Below are 16667 nucleotides of genomic sequence, written 5' to 3' on the forward strand. Positions count from 1 at the left end.
TACTCAGGTCGGTTCAGAAGGGTTACGGGCACTCCTTCCAGGCCATCCGGTAGACGGTGTTGATCGCTCCGTCCGTCGAGTCCATCGTCATGAAGCTCGTCGTCTTCTTCGGGTCGGAGGTGCCGGCGTTCACGCGCACTTCGGTGTTGATGTTGAAGTTGCGCTTGGCTCCGCACGCGGCCCAGACGAGCTGGCCCCACTCCGTGGTGTCGGTGGCCTGCCAGTTGTCCTGGACCGGCCCGCTGAAGGGGTGGGTTCTCGCCGCGGTGTCCGGCGATCCCTGGAAGTAGTACGAGGCTTTCTGGGTGGCGGTCGCCCCTCTCTCCAGGCTGGCGAAGCCGCGGTAGTCGGCGCTGGCGACCGCGTAGGTGAAGCCGCTCGGCACGTGCACGATCAGGCTGAGCTGGCAGTTCTTACGGAAGTCGGTGGGCGAGGCTCCCACGCCGACCTTCGCGAGGTACTCGCTGTAGGTCACGGTGAAGGCCGTGTTGTCCGGGGCGACCGCCACCGCGGCGCTGCCGGGACGGCATCCCGATCCGTTGACCGTCGCGACCTCGATCACGATTTTGTCCGGGGGCGCGACGATGGAGGCGGATGCGTTCTGAGAGGCCAGCAGCGAACCCAGAATTGCGGCTGTCGCGCCACCCGCTAAAAGTGCACGGGACATGATTCTCCCATCGTGGGAAATGTGAGGGGTCGATCCGGAAGAATGCATGGGCTAGCCATGGACATGTCAACCCTTCAATGATTTCGGGGTGTTTCTCGAAGAGCCGGATCGAGGGGAATGCTAGGTACCAACGCAGGGGCTGGCTAGGTGCGTTATCGGCCTACTCGGCCTGAACGGGCGCGCAGTAACCGCCGGCCCCCACGACAACGGCCCCGAGGGCACATTCGTGCTCCTCGGGGCCGCTTTGTGCTGAATGTCAGTCGTTGGCGCAGGCGTTGCCGAAGGCCGGGTTCAGCAGCGCGATCACGTTCACCGTGTTGCCGCAGACGTTCACGGGCACGTGGACGGGAACCTGGACCAGGTTGCCGGACAGCACGCCGGGCGAACCGGCAGCGGCGCCCTCGGCACCCGAGTCGGCCATGGCGGGGGCAGCGGAACCCAGGGCCATGACGACGCCCGCGAAGACGACTGCAGCCTTCTTGCTCTTCATTTCTTTGATCCTTTCAGCAGTGGTGTCGTACGCAGGTGCGACCGTCGCGCTGCGCTGCCAGTTTCCTGTTCATGAACACCGCTGCAAAATGAGTAACGATTGAATTCCTGCAAGGAAACTTCCTGAAGGCCATGAGTTTGGAAATCATCTTCCCCGTGTCACCGGAAGAATTGACACCTCTCATGAATGCGCCCCCGAGCGCACAACGCTCAGGGGCGCACAGGTGACTGAGGGAATCAGTCGTTGGCAGCGCCGTTGCCGGAGAGGACCGGGATCTGGCTGAGGATGTGCGACAGCGGGTCGTCACCCTTGACCTGGGTCGAGTTCTCGGTGCACTGCTGGTTCTGCTGGGTCGTCAGGATGTCCTGGACCGTGATCGGGATGAGGCCGGCGACGGAACCGATGTCACCCTTGATCGGCAGGCCGACACAGGGCTTGTTCAGCGAGCCCTGGATGAGGCCGATCTGCGGGCTCATGTCGCCGTCCGTGGCGAAGTTGCCGTAGGCCTGCGAGGCGCCGTTGCCGCTCAGCGCGGTGGTCTCGTTGCCGTCACCGACGGCCAGGGCCTGCGGGGCCATCGCAGCGCCGACGCCCACCATCGAAGCGGTGACCGCTGCGGTAGCCAGAATCTTCTTGATCACTTTTTGTCCCTTTTCGCTTTGAACGATCGATCGTGGAGCAGGCTGATCAACTGCATTCGACGGGTTTGGTTCCGCGCCTTCACCCGAATGCCACAATCTGTTGGCGCCCGGCACGGTGTATCGGCGGAAGGCCGACACGCGGCCCCCCGCCGATGGAGCGGATCGCCCTACCGGGTGCGCCATGCGAAAACACGCACGACCGCCCCACGGCGCAGTGCGCCGCCGGCTGGGGGCTTTCACCCGGAAGCAGATCCCATGCGCGGCCTGCTCGGCCATTCAAGCATCGGTGCGCGGTCGCACCGTCCCGATGTCACCCGTTTGCCGAATGAATTCCGGGCTCCCGAGGATTTCCGTGCCGGGTGCACAATGTCCCGGTCCACACGGCAATCGAATCGGTGAAATCAAATGACAATCATGGCGACGGAATCCGCGTCCGTCGAAGAGCGCGGACGGCACCGGGAGGGCCGCGAAGGAGTCGGTGCGGGCCGGGGGTTCGGCCGGCTTCTGGTGATCACGGGTGCGGCGGGTCTGCTGGCTTCGTGGGTGATCACGATCGACAAGTTCAAGCTGCTGGAGGACCCGTCGTTCACGCCGGGGTGCAGTCTGAATCCGGTGGTGTCCTGCGGGAACATCATGAAGAGCGAGCAGGCGGCGGTGTTCGGGTTCCCGAATCCGATGCTGGGTCTGGTCACGTACGGCATGGTGATCGCGATCGGTGCGGGGCTGCTGGCGGGTGCGCGGTACCGGCGGTGGTTCTGGCTGGGGCTGAACGCGGGCGCTCTGTTCGGGGTGGGGTTCTGTACGTGGCTGCAGTATCAGTCGCTGTACAACATCAACGCCCTGTGTCTGTGGTGCTCGTTGGCGTGGGCCGCGACGATCGTGATGTTCTGCTACGTCACCGTGCACAACGTCAAGCACCGGGTGATCAGGGTTCCCGAGGGGCTGCGCAGCGGTCTGCTGGAGTTCCACTGGATGCCGCCGGTGCTGTGGATCGGGATCATCGGCATGCTGATCCTGACCCGCTGGTGGGACTTCTGGACCAGCTGAGCGTGACCTCCGCGGGGACCTCCCGCGTACGACAGCACCGGGCCCCCCGTGCCGATGGCGACGGGGGGCCCGGTGCGTGCCGGCCGAGAGACTAGTCGTTGGCCACGCCGTTGCCGGAGAGGACCGGGATCTGGCTGAGGACGTGCGACAGCGGGTCGTCGCCCTTGACCTGGGTCGAGTTCTCGGCGCACTGCTGGTTCTGCTGGGTCGTCAGCAGGTCCTGGACGGTGATCGGCACGGCTCCGATGACGGAACCGACGTCGAGCTTCACCGGCAGGCCGACGCAGGGCTTGTTGAGCGAGCCCTGGACGAGGCCGAGCTGGGTGCTCTGCTCACCGTCGGTGGAGAAGTTTCCGTACGCCTGCGCGGCGCCGTTGCCGCTCAGCGCCGTCGTGTCATGGCCGTTGCCGACGGCCATAGCCTGCGGGGCCATCGACGCCCCCGCGGCCGCCACGGAAAGGGTGATCGCGGCAGTTGCCATAACCTTCTTGAGCATGTTCCGTCCTTCTGTCGCCTGGATGCCCACTGGTGGAGCGCCCTGACAACCAGCGGTCCGGGGGAATGGTTCCGACGGTTCACTCAAATGGTCTTGTCCGGCCCGCGCGGCAATACGGATCAGCAAGGGCCCGGCGCGTATACGCATTGGGCCGAATGGGGGGCAGTGGCGAGGCGTGCGTGTCATCTCTGTGCCTCATCCGTTTTGATCCGTGTGAGCCCGGACCCCGGGCAAACCATCGAGCAGAAGGTGCTGTTTCCATGAAGACTGCCAAGAAGGCCGCCCTGGTCCTCGCCACCGCTGGTCTCGCCGCCGGTTCCGCCGCCGGGTCCGCGTTCGCCGACTCCGGCGCCGAGGGCGGCGCCGCCCACTCGCCGGGTGTCCTGTCCGGCAATGTGGCCGAGGTCCCGGTCCACATCCCGGTGAACCTCTGCGGCAACAGCGTCAACGTGATCGGCGCCCTGAACCCGGCGTTCGGCAACGTCTGCGCCAACGACTGATCTCCGCTTGCGCGTTCTCAGGGTGGCGCCCCGGTCCTGACCGGGGCGCCACCCTTGTGTCCGGCAACCCGGCGACGGCACGGCACGAGGGGCTCGACACAAGGCGAGGGGCACGACAAAGGCGGGGTGCGGCCGTGTGGCTGCGCACCCCGCCCGGCTCGACACCGTGCCGTGACGGCAGGCTCAGCCGCCGAGCTCGACCCCGCCGAGCATGGGGGTCAGCGAGGCCGCGGACTTGAGCACCTGCTGCGGGGCCTGGCCCTTGACGTTGTTGAGGTCGGTCACGGTCCGGGCGACGTCCGTCACGGCGGAGGTGTCCGCCTGGCCGAGATCCTGCGTCGAGGAGAGCGCCTTGGTCAGGCCGCCGTTGAGGCTCATCGGGGGCATGGCCGTCATGTCGGCGGCGAGTGCGGGGGAGGCCGACCCGATCACGGCGACGGAGCCGACAACGAGCGCGGCAATCCTCGAGTGCTTCATCTTTTTCGCATCCCTTTCTCCGTGGCGTTCATCGCCATCGTCGGTTTGGCTAACGATCCCTCGGCGCCGGAGAAACCCCTGCTCGAATTCTCGTATCAGCTTCTTTTACGGTCGAACGTCTGCCCTGGTGCGGCCTTCTCGACGGTGTGTTTCCGGGGCGGGCGAGCCCTGCGTGATTTTCCGCCCGATCTCTGACAAAGTGCCTCCTGATTTGTCGCGTTGATCGAACATGGGGAGCCTTACATGTCGAAGTCGACGGGCTTCGCAGCGCGAGGCGCCCTGGGTGCCATGCTCTGCCTGGCGTTCTCCGCCGCTCCCTTTCCGGCCGGCGCCGCCCCGGGGGAGGAATCGCCTCGCCTTCCTTTCACCCAGCGGTATCAGGCCGTGCAGCACGGCGGTGTCGTCCGCACCGCCAATTCCGCGATCACCTGCCGCAGCCCGAAGTCCCCTTCGGCGGGCTCGTGTTCGGCGGTCCGCGCGGGTGGCAAGGGAGCCAACGACAACTGGGACATGTTCTATGTCGACGAGGACGACGACCCCAACACGTACAACTCGAGCCGGGCCGCGCTGGATCTGCCCACGAACTCCCGCGTGACGTACGCCCGTCTGTACTGGGGCGGAAACCTGCGGGTCAGCGAGCAGAAGCCGCCCAAGGACAACGGCCGGATCCTGATCGCCGAACCCGGCGGCCGCTACAAGGCGGTCCTCGCCGACACCCGCGTCGCCCACCGCGACACGGCCGGCAGCGACGTCTACCAGGCTTCCGCCGACGTCACCCCGCTGGTGCGCCGGAGCGGCTCCGGCCTCTACACCGTCGCCCAGATCAATGTGGCCATGGGGCACTCCAAGGCCGGTGCCTGGGGCGGCTGGACGCTCGTCGTCGCCTACGAGAACAGCGCGGAGCCGCTGCGTCAGATCTCCCTCTGGGACGGTTTCGAGACGCTGGACGCCCGGCGCACGACCCAGGAGGTCCAGCTCGGCGGTCTGCGCATCCCCGCACGCGGAAACGGCCGCGCCGGGATCGTTTCGTACGACGGCGACCGCGGGCAGAAAGGCGACCGGGTGGACGTCCGTACGCCGGGCGGAAAAGCGTTCGGGCTTTCCGATTCCGTGAATCCGGCGACTGATGTCATGAACTCCACGATCGCCGATCCAGCCGGTGCGATCAGCCGTCAACCAGGCTATGTGAACACTCTGGGATACGACTCCGACGTGTTCGACATCAGGCCCGCACTGGTGTCCGGTGGGACGAGTTTGATTTTCCGGTTCAACGCCGAAAACCTCGGATACTTCCTCGGCGTTCTCTTCGTGCAGGCAGACACCCGCCGCTGACATTCCGATGCGGCGCTGCTCGTTTTGAGCCAGATCCACAGTCCACGTCCGAAGAGAGCCGCACGTGCCGCACAGCAGTCGGGCTGAGCCGAGCCAACTGACGATTTTTCACCTGGTCCAGCCGGTGGACGGGGGAGTCGCACGGGTCGTCACCGACCTTGTCCGGGCTCAGGTTGCCGAAGGGCTGCGGCCGGTCGTGGCCTGCCCGTCCGGCGGCGGACTCGCCGAGAGCGCCGCGGGGGCCGGCGCGCGCGTGCGGACCTGGTCCGCGGTCCGCGCCCCCGGTCCCGGACTGCCCAAGGAGGTTCTGACCGCGGCCCGGCTGATCCGCGGCACAGGTCCGCAGCTGATCCATGCGCACAGTGCCAAGGCGGGACTCGTCGCCCGGCTCGCCGTGCGCGGGCGGGTGCCGACCGTCTTCCAGCCGCACGCCTGGTCCTTCGACGCGGTGGAGGGGCGCGCGGCCGCGATGGCGCTCACGTGGGAGCGCTACGGCACCCGTTGGAGCACCAGGACGCTCTGCGTCAGCGAGAGCGAACGGCAGGCGGGAGAGCGGGCCGGGATCGCCGCCCGCTGGGCCGTCATCCCCAACGGCATCGACCTCGGTCATTTCGACGCGCAGGGCGACGCGGACGGCGCGGACGAGGAGACCGGCCGCAAGCGGGCACGGCTCGCCCTGCCCGAGGTGGGCGACCTGCCCGCCGATGCGCCGCTGGTCCTGTGTGTCGGGCGGCTGTGCCGGCAGAAGGGCCAGGACATCCTGCTGCGCGCCTGGCCCCGGGTGCGCGAACTGGCCCCCGGCGCACGGCTGGTGCTGGCCGGGGACGGTCCCGACCGGGAGCAGCTCACCGACGCCGCCCCGGGCGGCGTCCTGTTCGCCGGTGCGGTCCAGGACATCAGGCCGTGGCTGCGCGCCGCGGATCTCGTCGTCCTGCCCTCCCGCTGGGAAGGCATGGCGCTCGCCCCGCTCGAAGCCATGGCCTGTGGACGGCCGGTCGTGCTGAGCGACGTCAGCGGGGCGCGGGAGAGCCTGCCGCCCGGCCACGAGGCTCACTCCCTCGTACCGCCGGACGATCCGCCGGCCCTCGCGGCCGCCCTCGGCAGGCTGCTCCAGGACGCGGAACTGCGCCGCGCGCTGGGCCGCGAGGCGAAGGCCCACATGCGGGCGACCTGCGACGTACGGAAGACCGCCGCCGCCGTGTCCGGCCTCTACCAGGACCTTCTGAGCTCGCCCCGCCCCTTGACGAGGAAGCGCAACACACGATGACGACGGAGAGTGCCCCCGCGCCCCGAGCCGCCCAGGCCAGGGCCGTCCAGCGCCCGGCCGCCACGATCCATCCGCCGCGCAGGGCCTCCGACGTCGAGGCCGCGGCGCTCGGCCCCCGGAGCATCGACGGCCGCGGTCCGGTCCTGGCGCTGCTCGCCGCCGACGTGCTCGCCGTGGCGCTCGCAGCCGGTCTGCTGCTTCCCCGGCTGCCCTGGCCGCCGGTCGTCCTCGGGCTCCTCGCGGTCCTCCAGCCGGCGGCGCAGGCCTGCCGCGGCCTCTACCGGCCGAGCCTGTCCCCTTCGGCGCTCACCGAACTGCCCACGGTCGGCGCGCTGGCGCTGGTGCAGTGGGTCGCCGTCGCCGAGGCGCTCTCGGCGTACAGCGGCGGTTACGCGACCGGCTGGACCACGCTGGCCTGTGCCGTCGTCGCGCAGACGGCGCTCTGCTGCGGTGCCCGCTCGCTCGTCTACCGCTTCCGGCGCTGGACGGCCGTGCGCCGGCCGCAGTCGGTGCTGGTCGTCGGCAGCGGGCCGCTCGTCCAGCAGGTCGTCCACGCGCTGTACGAGCACGCGGAGTACGGGATGCGGCCGGTCGGGCAGGTGGCCCCGCGAAGAACACCGGCGCAGGGCGCGGACGGGCCGCTGCCCGTGCTGGTCAGCCGGCAGGACGTCACCCGCGCGGTCATCCAGAACTCGGTGCGGCACGCCGTGTTCACCACGGAGCCGAACTGCGACGCCGAAACCGGCGCGCTCGTCCCGCTGTTGACGGAACACGGCTGCCGCCTCTGGCTGGTGGACGGCGGCGCGGCCGCCGGGAGCCCCGCGTACCGGGCGGCCGGGCACGACCATCTGTGGGGGTTCTCGGCGCAGCCCCTCAACGCCGGGCTGCACCGGCCCGTCGCCCGTGCGGTCAAGCGCGTCGTCGACATCGTCCTGGCCGCGGTCGCGCTGCTCGCGGCAGCTCCCGTGATGACGGTGTGCGCGCTCGCCGTACGGTTCGCGGACGGCCCCGGGGTGATCTTCCGGCAGGAGCGCATCGGGCTGGACGGACGGCCGTTCGTGCTGCTGAAGTTCCGCACGATCCGTCCGACCGACGAGCACGAGTCCGCGACCCGCTGGAGCGTCGCCCGCGACCGGCGCATGAGCCTCACCGGCACGATGCTGCGCAAGTCGTCGCTCGACGAACTGCCGCAGCTGTGGAACGTGCTGCGCGGGGACATGAGCCTGGTCGGCCCGCGGCCCGAACGGCCGTACTTCGTCGCCACGTTCAGCCGGCTCCACCCCGGCTACCAGGCGCGCCACCGGATGCCCGTCGGCATCACCGGGCTCGCCCAGATCAACGGACTGCGCGGTGACACCTCCATCGAGGAGCGCGCCCGCTTCGACAACCACTACATCGACACCTGGACGCCCTGGCAGGACGTGTGCATCCTCGCGCGCACCGCCGTCTCGCTGTTCCGGCTCGGAGGCAGCTGAGCATGAGCGTCATGTGGGCCGCCGAGCCCGCCGTCCTGCCCGCCGGCCCCCCGGCAGGGCCACCTCCGACGGCCGACCGGATCCGCCGCGCCGCTGTCCACTGGTGGCCGCTGCTGCCGCTGATCGTGACCGTCCTGCTGCTCGCCGCCCCGCTCGCCCCGCAGAGCCAGGCGGGCTCCGGCGGCCTCGCACCCGCCGACCTGGCCTCCGGTGTGCTGGTGCTGTTCGCGCTGGTGCGCGTGGTACGGACGCGGGCCAGACCGCTGACCCCGGTGGCCGCGATCGTTCTCGGCATCCCCGCCGTGGGGTTCGCCGTGGCCACCGTCACCGCCGCCGACCCGCAGGCCGGCCTGCCGGGCCTGGTCCGCTACCTCCAGGTCTTCGTGCTGGTGCCCGCAGCGGTCGTACTGCTGCTGCGCGACGCCCGCGACTTCCGCGTCGTCGTCGGCTGCCTCACCGCTCTCGCCCTCGTGCAGGGCGCGATCGGCATCCACCAGTACGCCACCGGGACCGGCGCCTCGTACATGGGTGAGGACATCCGGGCCGTCGGCACCTTCGGACCGACCGACGTCATGGGTATGGCCACGGTCGTCGCGTACGGACTGCTGGCCGCCGCAGCCCTCGCGCTGCGCCCGCCCGCCGGGACGCCCCGCAGGGTCCGTCTCCTGGCCCCGGCAGCGGCCGGTGTGCTGATCGTGCCGCTCGCGCTGTCGTTCAGCCGGGGCTCCTGGATCGCGACCGCCGTCGCCGCCCTCGCCATGATCCTGCTGACGGGGCTTCGGCAGGCAGTTCGGGCACTCGCCGTGCTCACCGCCGTCGGCGTCGTGCTCGTCGGCGGTTTCGGCGTCGGTTCCGAGATGATCTCCCAGCGGCTGAGCAGCATCACCCAGGTGACCGCGGCACCCGACCGATCCGTCACCGACCGCTACACCATGTGGGACGCCGCGACGAGTATGTGGCGCGAGCAACCGGCCGCGGGCGTCGGCCTCAAGGGCTTCCCCGCCCATCGTGACGGGCACGCCTCCATCGGCCTCTCCTCGGGCAGCGACACCGCGGGCGCCGGCCACGCCTTCCAGAAGCAGCCCCTGCTGTCGCCGCACAACATGTATCTGCTGGTCCTCAGCGAGCAGGGCCTCATCGGCCTCACCGCCTTCGTCGGCAGCTGGGCGGCGGTCCTCGTCGGCGGAGTGCGCCGACTGGTCCACGCCCGGCGGATGCGCACCGCGGCGGCGGACTGCGGACTGGCGGCCGTCGGACTGATGCTCTGGCAGACCGTCGACTTCCTGTACGCGGACATCGGAGGCCCCTCGACCGTCCTCACCGGCGTCGTCCTCGGCCTCGCCGCCTGGTGGGCGCTGGCGGCCCGCGACGAGAAGACCGCCGCGTGAACGACACCAGCACCGGACCGGCCGTACGGCCCGCACCCACCGGCACCGAGCCGCCGCGGCTCGGCAACTTCCTCGCCAAGGCCGCCGCCGTCACCGCCGGTCTGACCGCGGCCGGGGCACTCCTCGGTCTCGTACGCGACCAGGCCATCGCCCAGATCTTCGGCGCGAGCACCGACAGCGACGCGTTCCTGATCGCGTGGACCGTGCCGGAGATGGCGTCCACACTCCTCATCGAGGACGCGATGGCGCTGCTCATGGTGCCCGCCTTCAGCCACGCCCTGGCCCGGCGCGCCGCCGACCGCGCACGCGACCCGGTGCGTGAACTGGTCTCGGCCACCCTGCCCCGGCTGTTCGCGCTGCTCGCCTGCGCGGCCGCCCTACTGATCGTGTGCGCGCCGCTCGTCGTCGGGGTGCTCGCCCCCGGCTTCGACAAGCCGCAACTGGCCGTCGACTGCACCCGGCTGACCGCGCTGACCGTCCTCACCTTCGGGATCGCCGGGTACTTCAGCGCGGCGCTGCGCGCGCACGGCACGTTCCTGCCGCCCGCCGGGGTCTATCTCGCGTACAACGTCGGCATCATCGCCACCACCCTGGCGCTGCACTCCCTGTGGGGCGTACGTGCCGCGGCGGCCGGGGTCGCGGTCGGCGGCCTGCTCATGGTGCTCGTACAACTCCCGTCGTTCGTCCGGCGGGTGGCCCGGGCCCGGCAGCTGGGTGCGAAGCGCATCCCCCGGCAGCGCAGCGCCCCGCCGCTCATCGGGTTCGCCGTCCTCGCGCCGGTCGTCCTCTTCGCCGTCAGCCGGCAGTCCCAGGTCCTCGTCGAGCGGTTCCTCGCCTCGTCCCTGCCGGGCGGCGCGATCTCTCATCTCAACTACGCGCAGAAAGTCGCCCAGTTGCCAATGGTGCTGTCGCTGATGATCTGCACGGTCACCTTCCCGGTGGTCGCGAAGGCGATGGCGGACGGCGACCGGGAGCGGGCCCGCCGCCGGGTGGAGCACGATCTGGCGCTCGCCGGGATGGTCGTGCTGCTCGGCACCGCGCTCGTCCTCGGCTACGCGCCCCAGCTCATCGAAGTCCTGTTCCAGCGCGGTGCGTTCGACGCGCAGGACACCGAGACCACGGCCACCGTCATGCGCGTCTACGCCACCGGGCTCCTCGGCCACTGTCTGGTCGGCGCGCTCGGCCGGCCGTTCTTCTCCGCCGGGCGGCCCACCTGGTACCCGGCCGCCGCGATGGCCGGTGGTCTGCTGGTCACCACCGTCGCGGGCGCGGCGGCCGTCGGCCACTTCGGTGTGTACGGCATCGCGGCGGCCAACGCCGCCGGCATCACCACGACCGCCGTGCTGCTGCTGTGCGGTCTCGGCTCCCGGGTGATCGCCATCGAGGTCCGCTCGATCTGCATCTCACTCGGCCGCCTCGCCGTCGCCGCCGCCGTGGCCGCAGCCGTCGGCGGGCTGACGGCTCCACTGGTGGCCGACCCCCTGCTCAGCACGGTCACCGGCTGCCTGCTGGTGCCCGCAGTCTTCCTCGTCACGGGGTTCGCCGTCAGAGCCCCGGAAGTCCTCCATCTGCTGACCCTGACCCGGCAAAGGATCCGTCATGTCCGCTGACACGGCGCAGACGCACCCCGTCGCACCCACCCGCACCGGCCGTTCCGCCTGGCCCTGGATCCTGATGTACCACTCGGTGGCCGATCCGACGGACGACCCGTACGGCATCACCGTCGCCCGTGACCGGCTCGACCTCCAGCTCGGGTGGCTGCGCCGCCGTGGGCTGACCGGCGTCGGCGTCGGCACCCTGATGCGCGCCCGCGCCCGTGGCGAGGACCGCGGCCTCGTCGGCCTCACCTTCGACGACGGGTACGCCGACTTCGTCGACGCGGCCCTGCCGGTGCTGGAGCGCCACGACTGCGCGGCCACCCTCTTCGTCCTGCCCGGGCGGCTCGGCGGCAGCAACGAATGGGACCCGGAGGGCCCCCGCAAGCCGCTGCTGACGGAGGAGCAGATCCACACCGCCGCCGCGGCCGGGACGGAGATCGCCTCCCACGGTCTCTACCACGTCGACCTGACGACGCTCGACGACGAGGTCCTGCGCCAGGAGACCCTGCGCAGCCGCGAATGGATCCACCAGCTCACCGGCACGGTGCCGGAAGGCTTCTGCTATCCGTACGGCACGGTCGACGAACGGGCCGTCGAAGCGGTGCGGGAAGCGGGCTACACCTACGGCTGCGCGATCCGGCCCGGTGCCGTGGCCGGACCGCACGCCCTGCCCCGTACGCACATCAGCCAGGCCGACCAGGGGCTGCGCCTGACGGTGAAGCGGCTGCGGCACCGGCTCGGGACGTGACCGCGGTGAAGGCGCTGCACATCATCACCGGCCTCGGCGCGGGCGGTGCCGAGCAGCAGCTGCGGGTGCTGCTGCGCCATCTACCGGTGCACTGCGACGTGGTGACCCTGACGAACCCCGGTGCGGTCGCCGACGGGCTGCGGGCGGACGGCGTCGACGTGCTGCACCTCGGGATGCGAGGCAACCGGGACCTCCAGGCGCTGCCCCGGCTGACCCGGCTGATCCGGCGGGGCGCGTACGACCTCGTCCACACGCATCTGTACCGCGCCTGCGTCTACGGCCGGATCGCGGCGCGGCTCGCGGGCGTCCGTGCCACCGTCGCCACGGAGCACTCGCTCGGGCAGGCCGAGATCGAGGGCCGGCCGCTCACCCGCCCGACCCGTGCGCTCTACCTCGGCACCGAGCGGCTGGGCTCGGCGACCGTCGCCGTCTCCGACACGGTGGCGGCCCGGCTGTCCGACTGGGGTGTGCCCGCCGAGCGGATCCATGTCGTCCCCAACGGCATCGACGCCGCCCGCTTCCGCTTCAGCACCGCCGAACGGCTCGCCACCCGGGCCCGTCTCGGTATTCCGCCGGACGCCTTCGTGGTCGGCGGGGTCGGCCGCCTCGTGCCCGGCAAGCGCTTCGACGTCCTGGTCCGGGCGGTTGCGGCGCTGCCCGGCGCCCGGCTCCTGGTGGCGGGCGACGGACCCGAACTGACCACGCTGAACACCCTGGCGGCCCGGCTCGACGCCGCCGACCGCATCCGCTTCCTCGGCGAGTGCGACGCCCACGCCGGTGTGGGTGCCCCCGCCGTCCCGGCGCTGCTGAGCGCCGTGGACGTGTTCGTCTCGGCGTCCCGCGAGGAGGCCTTCGGACTCGCCGTGGTCGAGGCGCTGGCCGCCGGGCTGCCCGTACTGCACAGCACCTGCCCGGCCGTCGAGGACCTGCCGTCCCGTCAGGCGCCCGGCGCCCGCCGTATCGACGGCACCACGCAGGAGCTGACGGCCCTCCTGCGGGAGCGGATGACGGCCGGAGCACAGCGGCTCGACCCACCGCCGGCCGTCGACCACTACGACATCGCACGCAGCAGTGAACGCCTCATGGACGTCTACGCGCACGCGCTCACCGCGAGCCCTTCCCGTATGCCCACCCCCTCGACCGAGAGAACACGCCGATGACCGAGTCGCCCCAGCAGGAACCCGCCACCCGACGAGGGCACGGCCGGCTGCGCGCCAGGAACTCGCTGCCCCTGTGGTGGCCGCTGCCCGCGTGCGTACTCGCCGGTGCGCTCTGCGGCACCGTGTACGGCGTGACGGCGACACCGCAGTACGCGGCCACCAGCTATGTCATCGCCGTCTCCGACAAGGACGCGCAGCCCGGTGCCGCGCTCGGCTTCGCGCAGGCGTACGGCCGGATCGCCACCAGCGACTCCACCCTCGCCAACGCGCGCGTGGCCGCCGGGGTCTCCGCGAAGACCCTGCGCAGCCAGGTGCGGACCGAGACCTCTCCCGACTCGCCGATGATCGCGATCACCGGTACGTCGGACCGGCCCGCCGAGGCGGCCGACTTCGCCAACGCGGTGGCCGACGCCGTCTTCGTCAGCAGCAACCAGGTGGCCAAGAACACCGGGGTGCGGCTGATGAGCTTCTCCCAGGCCATCCCGCCCGCCGAGCCCGTCTCCCCGTCGGCGCCCCTCGCCGCTGCCGTGGGCGGCTGCACCGGAGGGCTCCTGGGCGGGCTGTTCCTGCTCGTGCGCCCCCGGCGCGGCCGCCGGCCCGCGGCCATGACCGTTCCTGCCCCGGCCGGTTCCGTCGCGGCCGAGAGGGAGCTGGTCTGATGGACGGAGAACGGGAGGGCCTGGCCGTCACGCTGGTCCGGGACCAGCGCGATTTCGCACGGCTGCGGCCGGAGTGGGACGAGCTGCAACGCCGCTGCTCCACCGCCACACCGTTCCAGAGCCACGCCTGGCTGGAGTCCTGGTGGCTCTCCTACGGCACGGACGGGCGGCTGCGGATCGTGCTCGTGCGCCTGGACGGGCGGCTGATCGCGGCCGCCCCCCTGATGCTCGTGCACCGTCCGATGCCGCTGCTCGTGTCCCTGGGCGGCGGAATCTCCGACTACGGCGACATCCTCGTCGACGACGAGCACGCGGACTGTGCGATCGAGGCCCTGGAGAGGGGCCTCCAGCACGCGGCCCGCCACGCGGTCATCGATCTGCGCGAGGTACGGCCCGGGGCCGCGGCCGAGCGGCTCTACGAGAGCTGGACCGGGCCCCGGCGGCAGCTCACCGACTCCGTCTGTCTGGAGCTCCCAGCGGAGCCGATGGACGAGCTGGTCAAGCGGATGCCGTCCAGCCGGGCCCAGCGCGTACGCGCGAAGCTGCGCAAGATCGACGCGCTGAGGATCGAGGGCTACACCGTCGCCGAGCACGAGGTGCCCACGGCCATGGAGCACCTGCTGCGGCTGCACGAACTCCAGTGGCGGGGCCGCGGGGTGACGGTCGAGCATCTGCGTCCCAGATTCGCGGAGCATCTGGTGCGGGCGACCCGCCGGCTGGTCCGCGACGGGAACGCGGCGCTCACCGAGTACCGGCTGGACGGCGAGGTCGTGGCGTCCAACGTGGCCCTGATGTCCGACGGCCTCACCGGCGGCTACCTCTACGGCGCCCACCCGGCGCTGCGCGAGAAGAAGATCGACGTCGCGACCATGCTGCTGCGGCACGACGTCAACCTGGCGGCGGCGACCGGCCGCAGCGTGGTGAGCCTGCTGCGGGGCAAGGAGTCGTACAAGAACCACTGGCGTCCTGAGGCGGTCACCAACCAGCGGCTGATGATGGCGCCGTCCCGGCTCGGGCCGGCGCTCTCCCTGCACGCCGGGCGGGCCCAGTGGCGCGACCACGCGGCGGGGACCGTGAAGGCACGGTTCCCCGCCGCGCAGCAGTGGCGCGCCCGCCTGAACGACCTGCGGGCGGCCGGGCCCCGCTAGGTCGTGTTCGCTAGAACCACCTGCCCGGCAGCGGCACCCGGATGCAGATCTGCCGGTCGTACACGCTCGCGCTCTGGCCGAGCCAGGCGCCGAGCCTCAACGGGAAGCACCACTCGGTGGAGTTCGTCTCCTGCGGCGGCGCGGTGGGTGTCGGCTTGGGTGCCGGCTTGACCGGTGTCGAGGACGGGGTCGGCTGCGGAGCCGGCGTGGTCGGGGTGGCCGGGGCGGGTGTCGCCTCGACCGGCTTCGGCGTCACCGGAGCGGACGGGGTCGGTGTCGGAGTGGGTGTCGGTGTGGGCGGCACGGGCGTCGGGACCGGCACCGGTGCCGACTCGTCGGGCTTCGGCGTCGGCTTGGGGACGGGCACCGGCACGACCGGCGGGCTGGGCACCACCGGAGGTGTCGGCACGACCGGGGGAGTGGGCACGACCGGAGGTGTCGGGACGACCGGCGGAGTGGGGACAACGGGCGGAGTGGGCACGACCGGCGGCGTCGGAAGGACCGGCTTCGCGAACAGCATCGACCGAAAGACCATCGAGGACTTGGGGTTGTCATCACACTGCCAGACACCGTGCGGACAGTAGTCTGTGATGGTCTGGTAGAGCGGTTTGTGCCGCTCGATCCATTCCAGCATTCCCCGCATGTACTCCGGGTTGTCGCCGTTCCGGAAGAGTCCCCATTCCGGGTACGAGATCGCCTTGTTGTGAGCCGCAGCGAATTCGACCTGCTTCTGCAGTCCGTACGGAGCCGTCGCCTGCTCCTGGAACGTCCGTCCCGGAGCCTGGTCGTACGAATCCATACCGATGATGTCCACGACGTCGTCGCCCGGATAGCACTCGGTCCAGGGAATCGCGTCCGTCCCCCGGTTCGGGGCGAAGTCGAAGCGGAACTTCTGCCCCGGCACCGAACGCATGGCGGTGACGATGCGATTCCAGTACGTCTTCCAGGACGCCGGATCCGGGCCGCAGCGGTGCGTGTAGGTGATGCCGTTCATCTCCCAGCCGAGCACGATCACCGTGTCCGGCGCCCCCAGGTCGACCAGCCGGCCTGCCAGAGTCCGGAAGTGGTGATCGAACTGACCCTCGGCACCCGCCCTCAGCAGTCGGCGGACCTCGTGGTCGGGGACGCGTGCCTCGTTCCGTTCCAGCATGGGCACGTTGAGGACGAACAGCCGGTCGTCCGCGCCGCGCCGCCACCGGGCCCACTCGTCCAGGAACTGCGAGCCGCCCGCGATGTTGGTCCACAGGTCGCCCGGCAGATAGGTGTGACCGACCTTCAGTTCCGCGCCGCCGAGCCATCGCGAGAGTTCCGCCATGCGCCGGACGCCGTCCGGGCCGTAGTGGAGATAGGCGCCCATGGCGACCGACGAGGGCGCCGCCGGGGCCAGGGCCGGGGCCGGGGCCGGAGTCGGGTCATCGGCCGGGGCTGCGCCCGCCGGCAGTTCTCCCACGCCCACGGAGATCAGGAGACTGGCGGCAACCGTCCCGATGCAGGTGCCGGTGAGCCGGCGCCGTTGGGTCATGGCTCCTCCTTGCGAGCTGGCGGCCTGTCAGACCTGTCCGTGCTGTCGCATT

18 protein-coding genes are annotated in these 16667 nt (G+C 70.8%); 12 read left to right on the forward strand and 6 right to left on the reverse strand.

Going from position 1 to position 16667, the window contains the following annotated elements:
• Positions 1-22 precede the first annotated feature (22 nt).
• The 3 genes from ACQPWZ_RS23055 to ACQPWZ_RS23065 form a co-directional block, all read right to left on the reverse strand.
• Positions 23-667, reverse strand: a complete 645-nt coding sequence (locus ACQPWZ_RS23055) for a DUF4360 domain-containing protein (protein ID WP_313944425.1) — start codon at positions 665-667, stop codon at positions 23-25.
• 256 nt (positions 668-923) lie between these two features.
• Entirely contained in the window at positions 924-1157 is a 234-nt protein-coding gene (locus ACQPWZ_RS23060) for a chaplin (RefSeq protein ID WP_384443863.1), read from the reverse strand.
• A gap of 236 nt (positions 1158-1393) precedes the next feature.
• Entirely contained in the window at positions 1394-1798 is a 405-nt protein-coding gene (locus ACQPWZ_RS23065) for a rodlin (protein WP_313944424.1), read from the reverse strand.
• A 405-nt stretch (positions 1799-2203) separates the two neighbouring features.
• On the opposite strand from ACQPWZ_RS23065, the gene ACQPWZ_RS23070 reads away from it, so the two are divergent.
• The gene (locus ACQPWZ_RS23070; protein ID WP_433572273.1) at positions 2204-2845 is read left to right on the forward strand and encodes a vitamin K epoxide reductase family protein; all 642 of its coding nucleotides are present in this window, start codon (positions 2204-2206) and stop codon (positions 2843-2845) included.
• A gap of 91 nt (positions 2846-2936) precedes the next feature.
• Here ACQPWZ_RS23070 and ACQPWZ_RS23075 read toward each other — a convergent pair whose 3' ends face one another.
• Positions 2937-3341 carry a rodlin gene (locus ACQPWZ_RS23075; RefSeq protein ID WP_340475041.1) on the reverse strand — a complete coding sequence of 135 codons (405 nt, stop codon included), beginning with the start codon at positions 3339-3341 and terminating at the stop codon, positions 2937-2939.
• Between the two features lie 260 nt (positions 3342-3601).
• On the opposite strand from ACQPWZ_RS23075, the gene ACQPWZ_RS23080 reads away from it, so the two are divergent.
• Positions 3602-3841, forward strand: a complete 240-nt coding sequence (locus ACQPWZ_RS23080) for a chaplin (RefSeq protein WP_340475043.1) — start codon at positions 3602-3604, stop codon at positions 3839-3841.
• Between the two features lie 183 nt (positions 3842-4024).
• Here ACQPWZ_RS23080 and ACQPWZ_RS23085 read toward each other — a convergent pair whose 3' ends face one another.
• Positions 4025-4318 carry a hypothetical protein gene (locus tag ACQPWZ_RS23085; protein ID WP_340475045.1) on the reverse strand — a complete coding sequence of 98 codons (294 nt, stop codon included), beginning with the start codon at positions 4316-4318 and terminating at the stop codon, positions 4025-4027.
• Between the two features lie 21 nt (positions 4319-4339).
• Here ACQPWZ_RS23085 and ACQPWZ_RS23090 point away from each other — a divergent pair, with 21 nt between their 5' ends.
• The 10 genes from ACQPWZ_RS23090 to ACQPWZ_RS23135 all read left to right on the forward strand — a co-directional run bounded on the left by ACQPWZ_RS23090 (position 4340) and on the right by ACQPWZ_RS23135 (position 15093).
• A complete protein-coding gene (locus tag ACQPWZ_RS23090; protein WP_340475046.1) occupies positions 4340-4513 on the forward strand; it encodes a hypothetical protein in 174 nt (57 codons plus the stop codon).
• A 48-nt stretch (positions 4514-4561) separates the two neighbouring features.
• On the forward strand, positions 4562-5650 hold the full coding sequence (locus ACQPWZ_RS23095) for a DUF3344 domain-containing protein (RefSeq protein ID WP_405572330.1): 1089 nt from the start codon (positions 4562-4564) through the stop codon (positions 5648-5650).
• A gap of 64 nt (positions 5651-5714) precedes the next feature.
• Positions 5715-6917, forward strand: coding sequence for a glycosyltransferase family 4 protein (locus ACQPWZ_RS23100; protein WP_433572274.1), 1203 nt, complete (start codon positions 5715-5717; stop codon positions 6915-6917).
• On the forward strand, positions 6914-8392 hold the full coding sequence (locus tag ACQPWZ_RS23105) for an exopolysaccharide biosynthesis polyprenyl glycosylphosphotransferase (RefSeq protein WP_433572275.1): 1479 nt from the start codon (positions 6914-6916) through the stop codon (positions 8390-8392). Before ACQPWZ_RS23100 ends, ACQPWZ_RS23105 begins: the two co-directional genes overlap by 4 nt.
• Positions 8393-8394: 2 nt before the next feature.
• Positions 8395-9780 (forward strand): O-antigen ligase family protein, encoded by a 1386-nt coding sequence (locus ACQPWZ_RS23110; RefSeq protein ID WP_433572276.1) that lies wholly within the window; start codon positions 8395-8397, stop codon positions 9778-9780.
• The gene (murJ, locus tag ACQPWZ_RS23115) at positions 9777-11390 is read left to right on the forward strand and encodes a murein biosynthesis integral membrane protein MurJ (RefSeq protein WP_433572277.1); all 1614 of its coding nucleotides are present in this window, start codon (positions 9777-9779) and stop codon (positions 11388-11390) included. Before ACQPWZ_RS23110 ends, murJ begins: the two co-directional genes overlap by 4 nt.
• Positions 11380-12126, forward strand: coding sequence for a polysaccharide deacetylase family protein (locus ACQPWZ_RS23120; protein WP_340475053.1), 747 nt, complete (start codon positions 11380-11382; stop codon positions 12124-12126). The genes murJ and ACQPWZ_RS23120 overlap by 11 nt, the downstream gene beginning before the upstream one ends.
• A gap of 5 nt (positions 12127-12131) precedes the next feature.
• A complete protein-coding gene (locus ACQPWZ_RS23125) occupies positions 12132-13286 on the forward strand; it encodes a glycosyltransferase (RefSeq protein WP_433573854.1) in 1155 nt (384 codons plus the stop codon).
• Positions 13283-13945 (forward strand): lipopolysaccharide biosynthesis protein, encoded by a 663-nt coding sequence (locus tag ACQPWZ_RS23130; RefSeq protein WP_433572278.1) that lies wholly within the window; start codon positions 13283-13285, stop codon positions 13943-13945. Before ACQPWZ_RS23125 ends, ACQPWZ_RS23130 begins: the two co-directional genes overlap by 4 nt.
• Positions 13945-15093 (forward strand): GNAT family N-acetyltransferase, encoded by a 1149-nt coding sequence (locus ACQPWZ_RS23135; RefSeq protein WP_433572279.1) that lies wholly within the window; start codon positions 13945-13947, stop codon positions 15091-15093. Before ACQPWZ_RS23130 ends, ACQPWZ_RS23135 begins: the two co-directional genes overlap by 1 nt.
• 10 nt (positions 15094-15103) lie before the next feature.
• Here ACQPWZ_RS23135 and ACQPWZ_RS23140 read toward each other — a convergent pair whose 3' ends face one another.
• Positions 15104-16615, reverse strand: coding sequence for a glycoside hydrolase family 26 protein (locus ACQPWZ_RS23140; protein WP_433572280.1), 1512 nt, complete (start codon positions 16613-16615; stop codon positions 15104-15106).
• Positions 16616-16667: the final 52 nt, after the last annotated feature.

The sequence above is a fragment of the Streptomyces sp. CA-251247 genome, from assembly GCF_050952975.1.
GTDB lineage: Bacteria > Actinomycetota > Actinomycetes > Streptomycetales > Streptomycetaceae > Streptomyces > Streptomyces achmelvichensis.

Excerpts from the sequence above, each read along its gene's own strand:
- ACQPWZ_RS23120 (WP_340475053.1), top strand. The coding sequence starts at position 11,380 with ATGTCCGCTGACACGGCGCAGACGCACCCCGTCGCACCCACCCGCACC.
- ACQPWZ_RS23095 (WP_405572330.1), top strand. The coding sequence starts at position 4,562 with ATGTCGAAGTCGACGGGCTTCGCAGCGCGAGGCGCCCTGGGTGCCATG.
- ACQPWZ_RS23080 (WP_340475043.1), top strand. The coding sequence starts at position 3,602 with ATGAAGACTGCCAAGAAGGCCGCCCTGGTCCTCGCCACCGCTGGTCTC.
- ACQPWZ_RS23140 (WP_433572280.1), bottom strand. The coding sequence starts at position 16,615 with ATGACCCAACGGCGCCGGCTCACCGGCACCTGCATCGGGACGGTTGCC.
- ACQPWZ_RS23110 (WP_433572276.1), top strand. The coding sequence starts at position 8,395 with ATGAGCGTCATGTGGGCCGCCGAGCCCGCCGTCCTGCCCGCCGGCCCC.
- ACQPWZ_RS23135 (WP_433572279.1), top strand. The coding sequence starts at position 13,945 with ATGGACGGAGAACGGGAGGGCCTGGCCGTCACGCTGGTCCGGGACCAG.
- ACQPWZ_RS23055 (WP_313944425.1), bottom strand. The coding sequence starts at position 667 with ATGTCCCGTGCACTTTTAGCGGGTGGCGCGACAGCCGCAATTCTGGGT.
- ACQPWZ_RS23075 (WP_340475041.1), bottom strand. The coding sequence starts at position 3,341 with ATGCTCAAGAAGGTTATGGCAACTGCCGCGATCACCCTTTCCGTGGCG.
- ACQPWZ_RS23105 (WP_433572275.1), top strand. The coding sequence starts at position 6,914 with ATGACGACGGAGAGTGCCCCCGCGCCCCGAGCCGCCCAGGCCAGGGCC.
- ACQPWZ_RS23070 (WP_433572273.1), top strand. The coding sequence starts at position 2,204 with ATGACAATCATGGCGACGGAATCCGCGTCCGTCGAAGAGCGCGGACGG.
- ACQPWZ_RS23130 (WP_433572278.1), top strand. The coding sequence starts at position 13,283 with ATGACCGAGTCGCCCCAGCAGGAACCCGCCACCCGACGAGGGCACGGC.
- ACQPWZ_RS23085 (WP_340475045.1), bottom strand. The coding sequence starts at position 4,318 with ATGAAGCACTCGAGGATTGCCGCGCTCGTTGTCGGCTCCGTCGCCGTG.
- ACQPWZ_RS23060 (WP_384443863.1), bottom strand. The coding sequence starts at position 1,157 with ATGAAGAGCAAGAAGGCTGCAGTCGTCTTCGCGGGCGTCGTCATGGCC.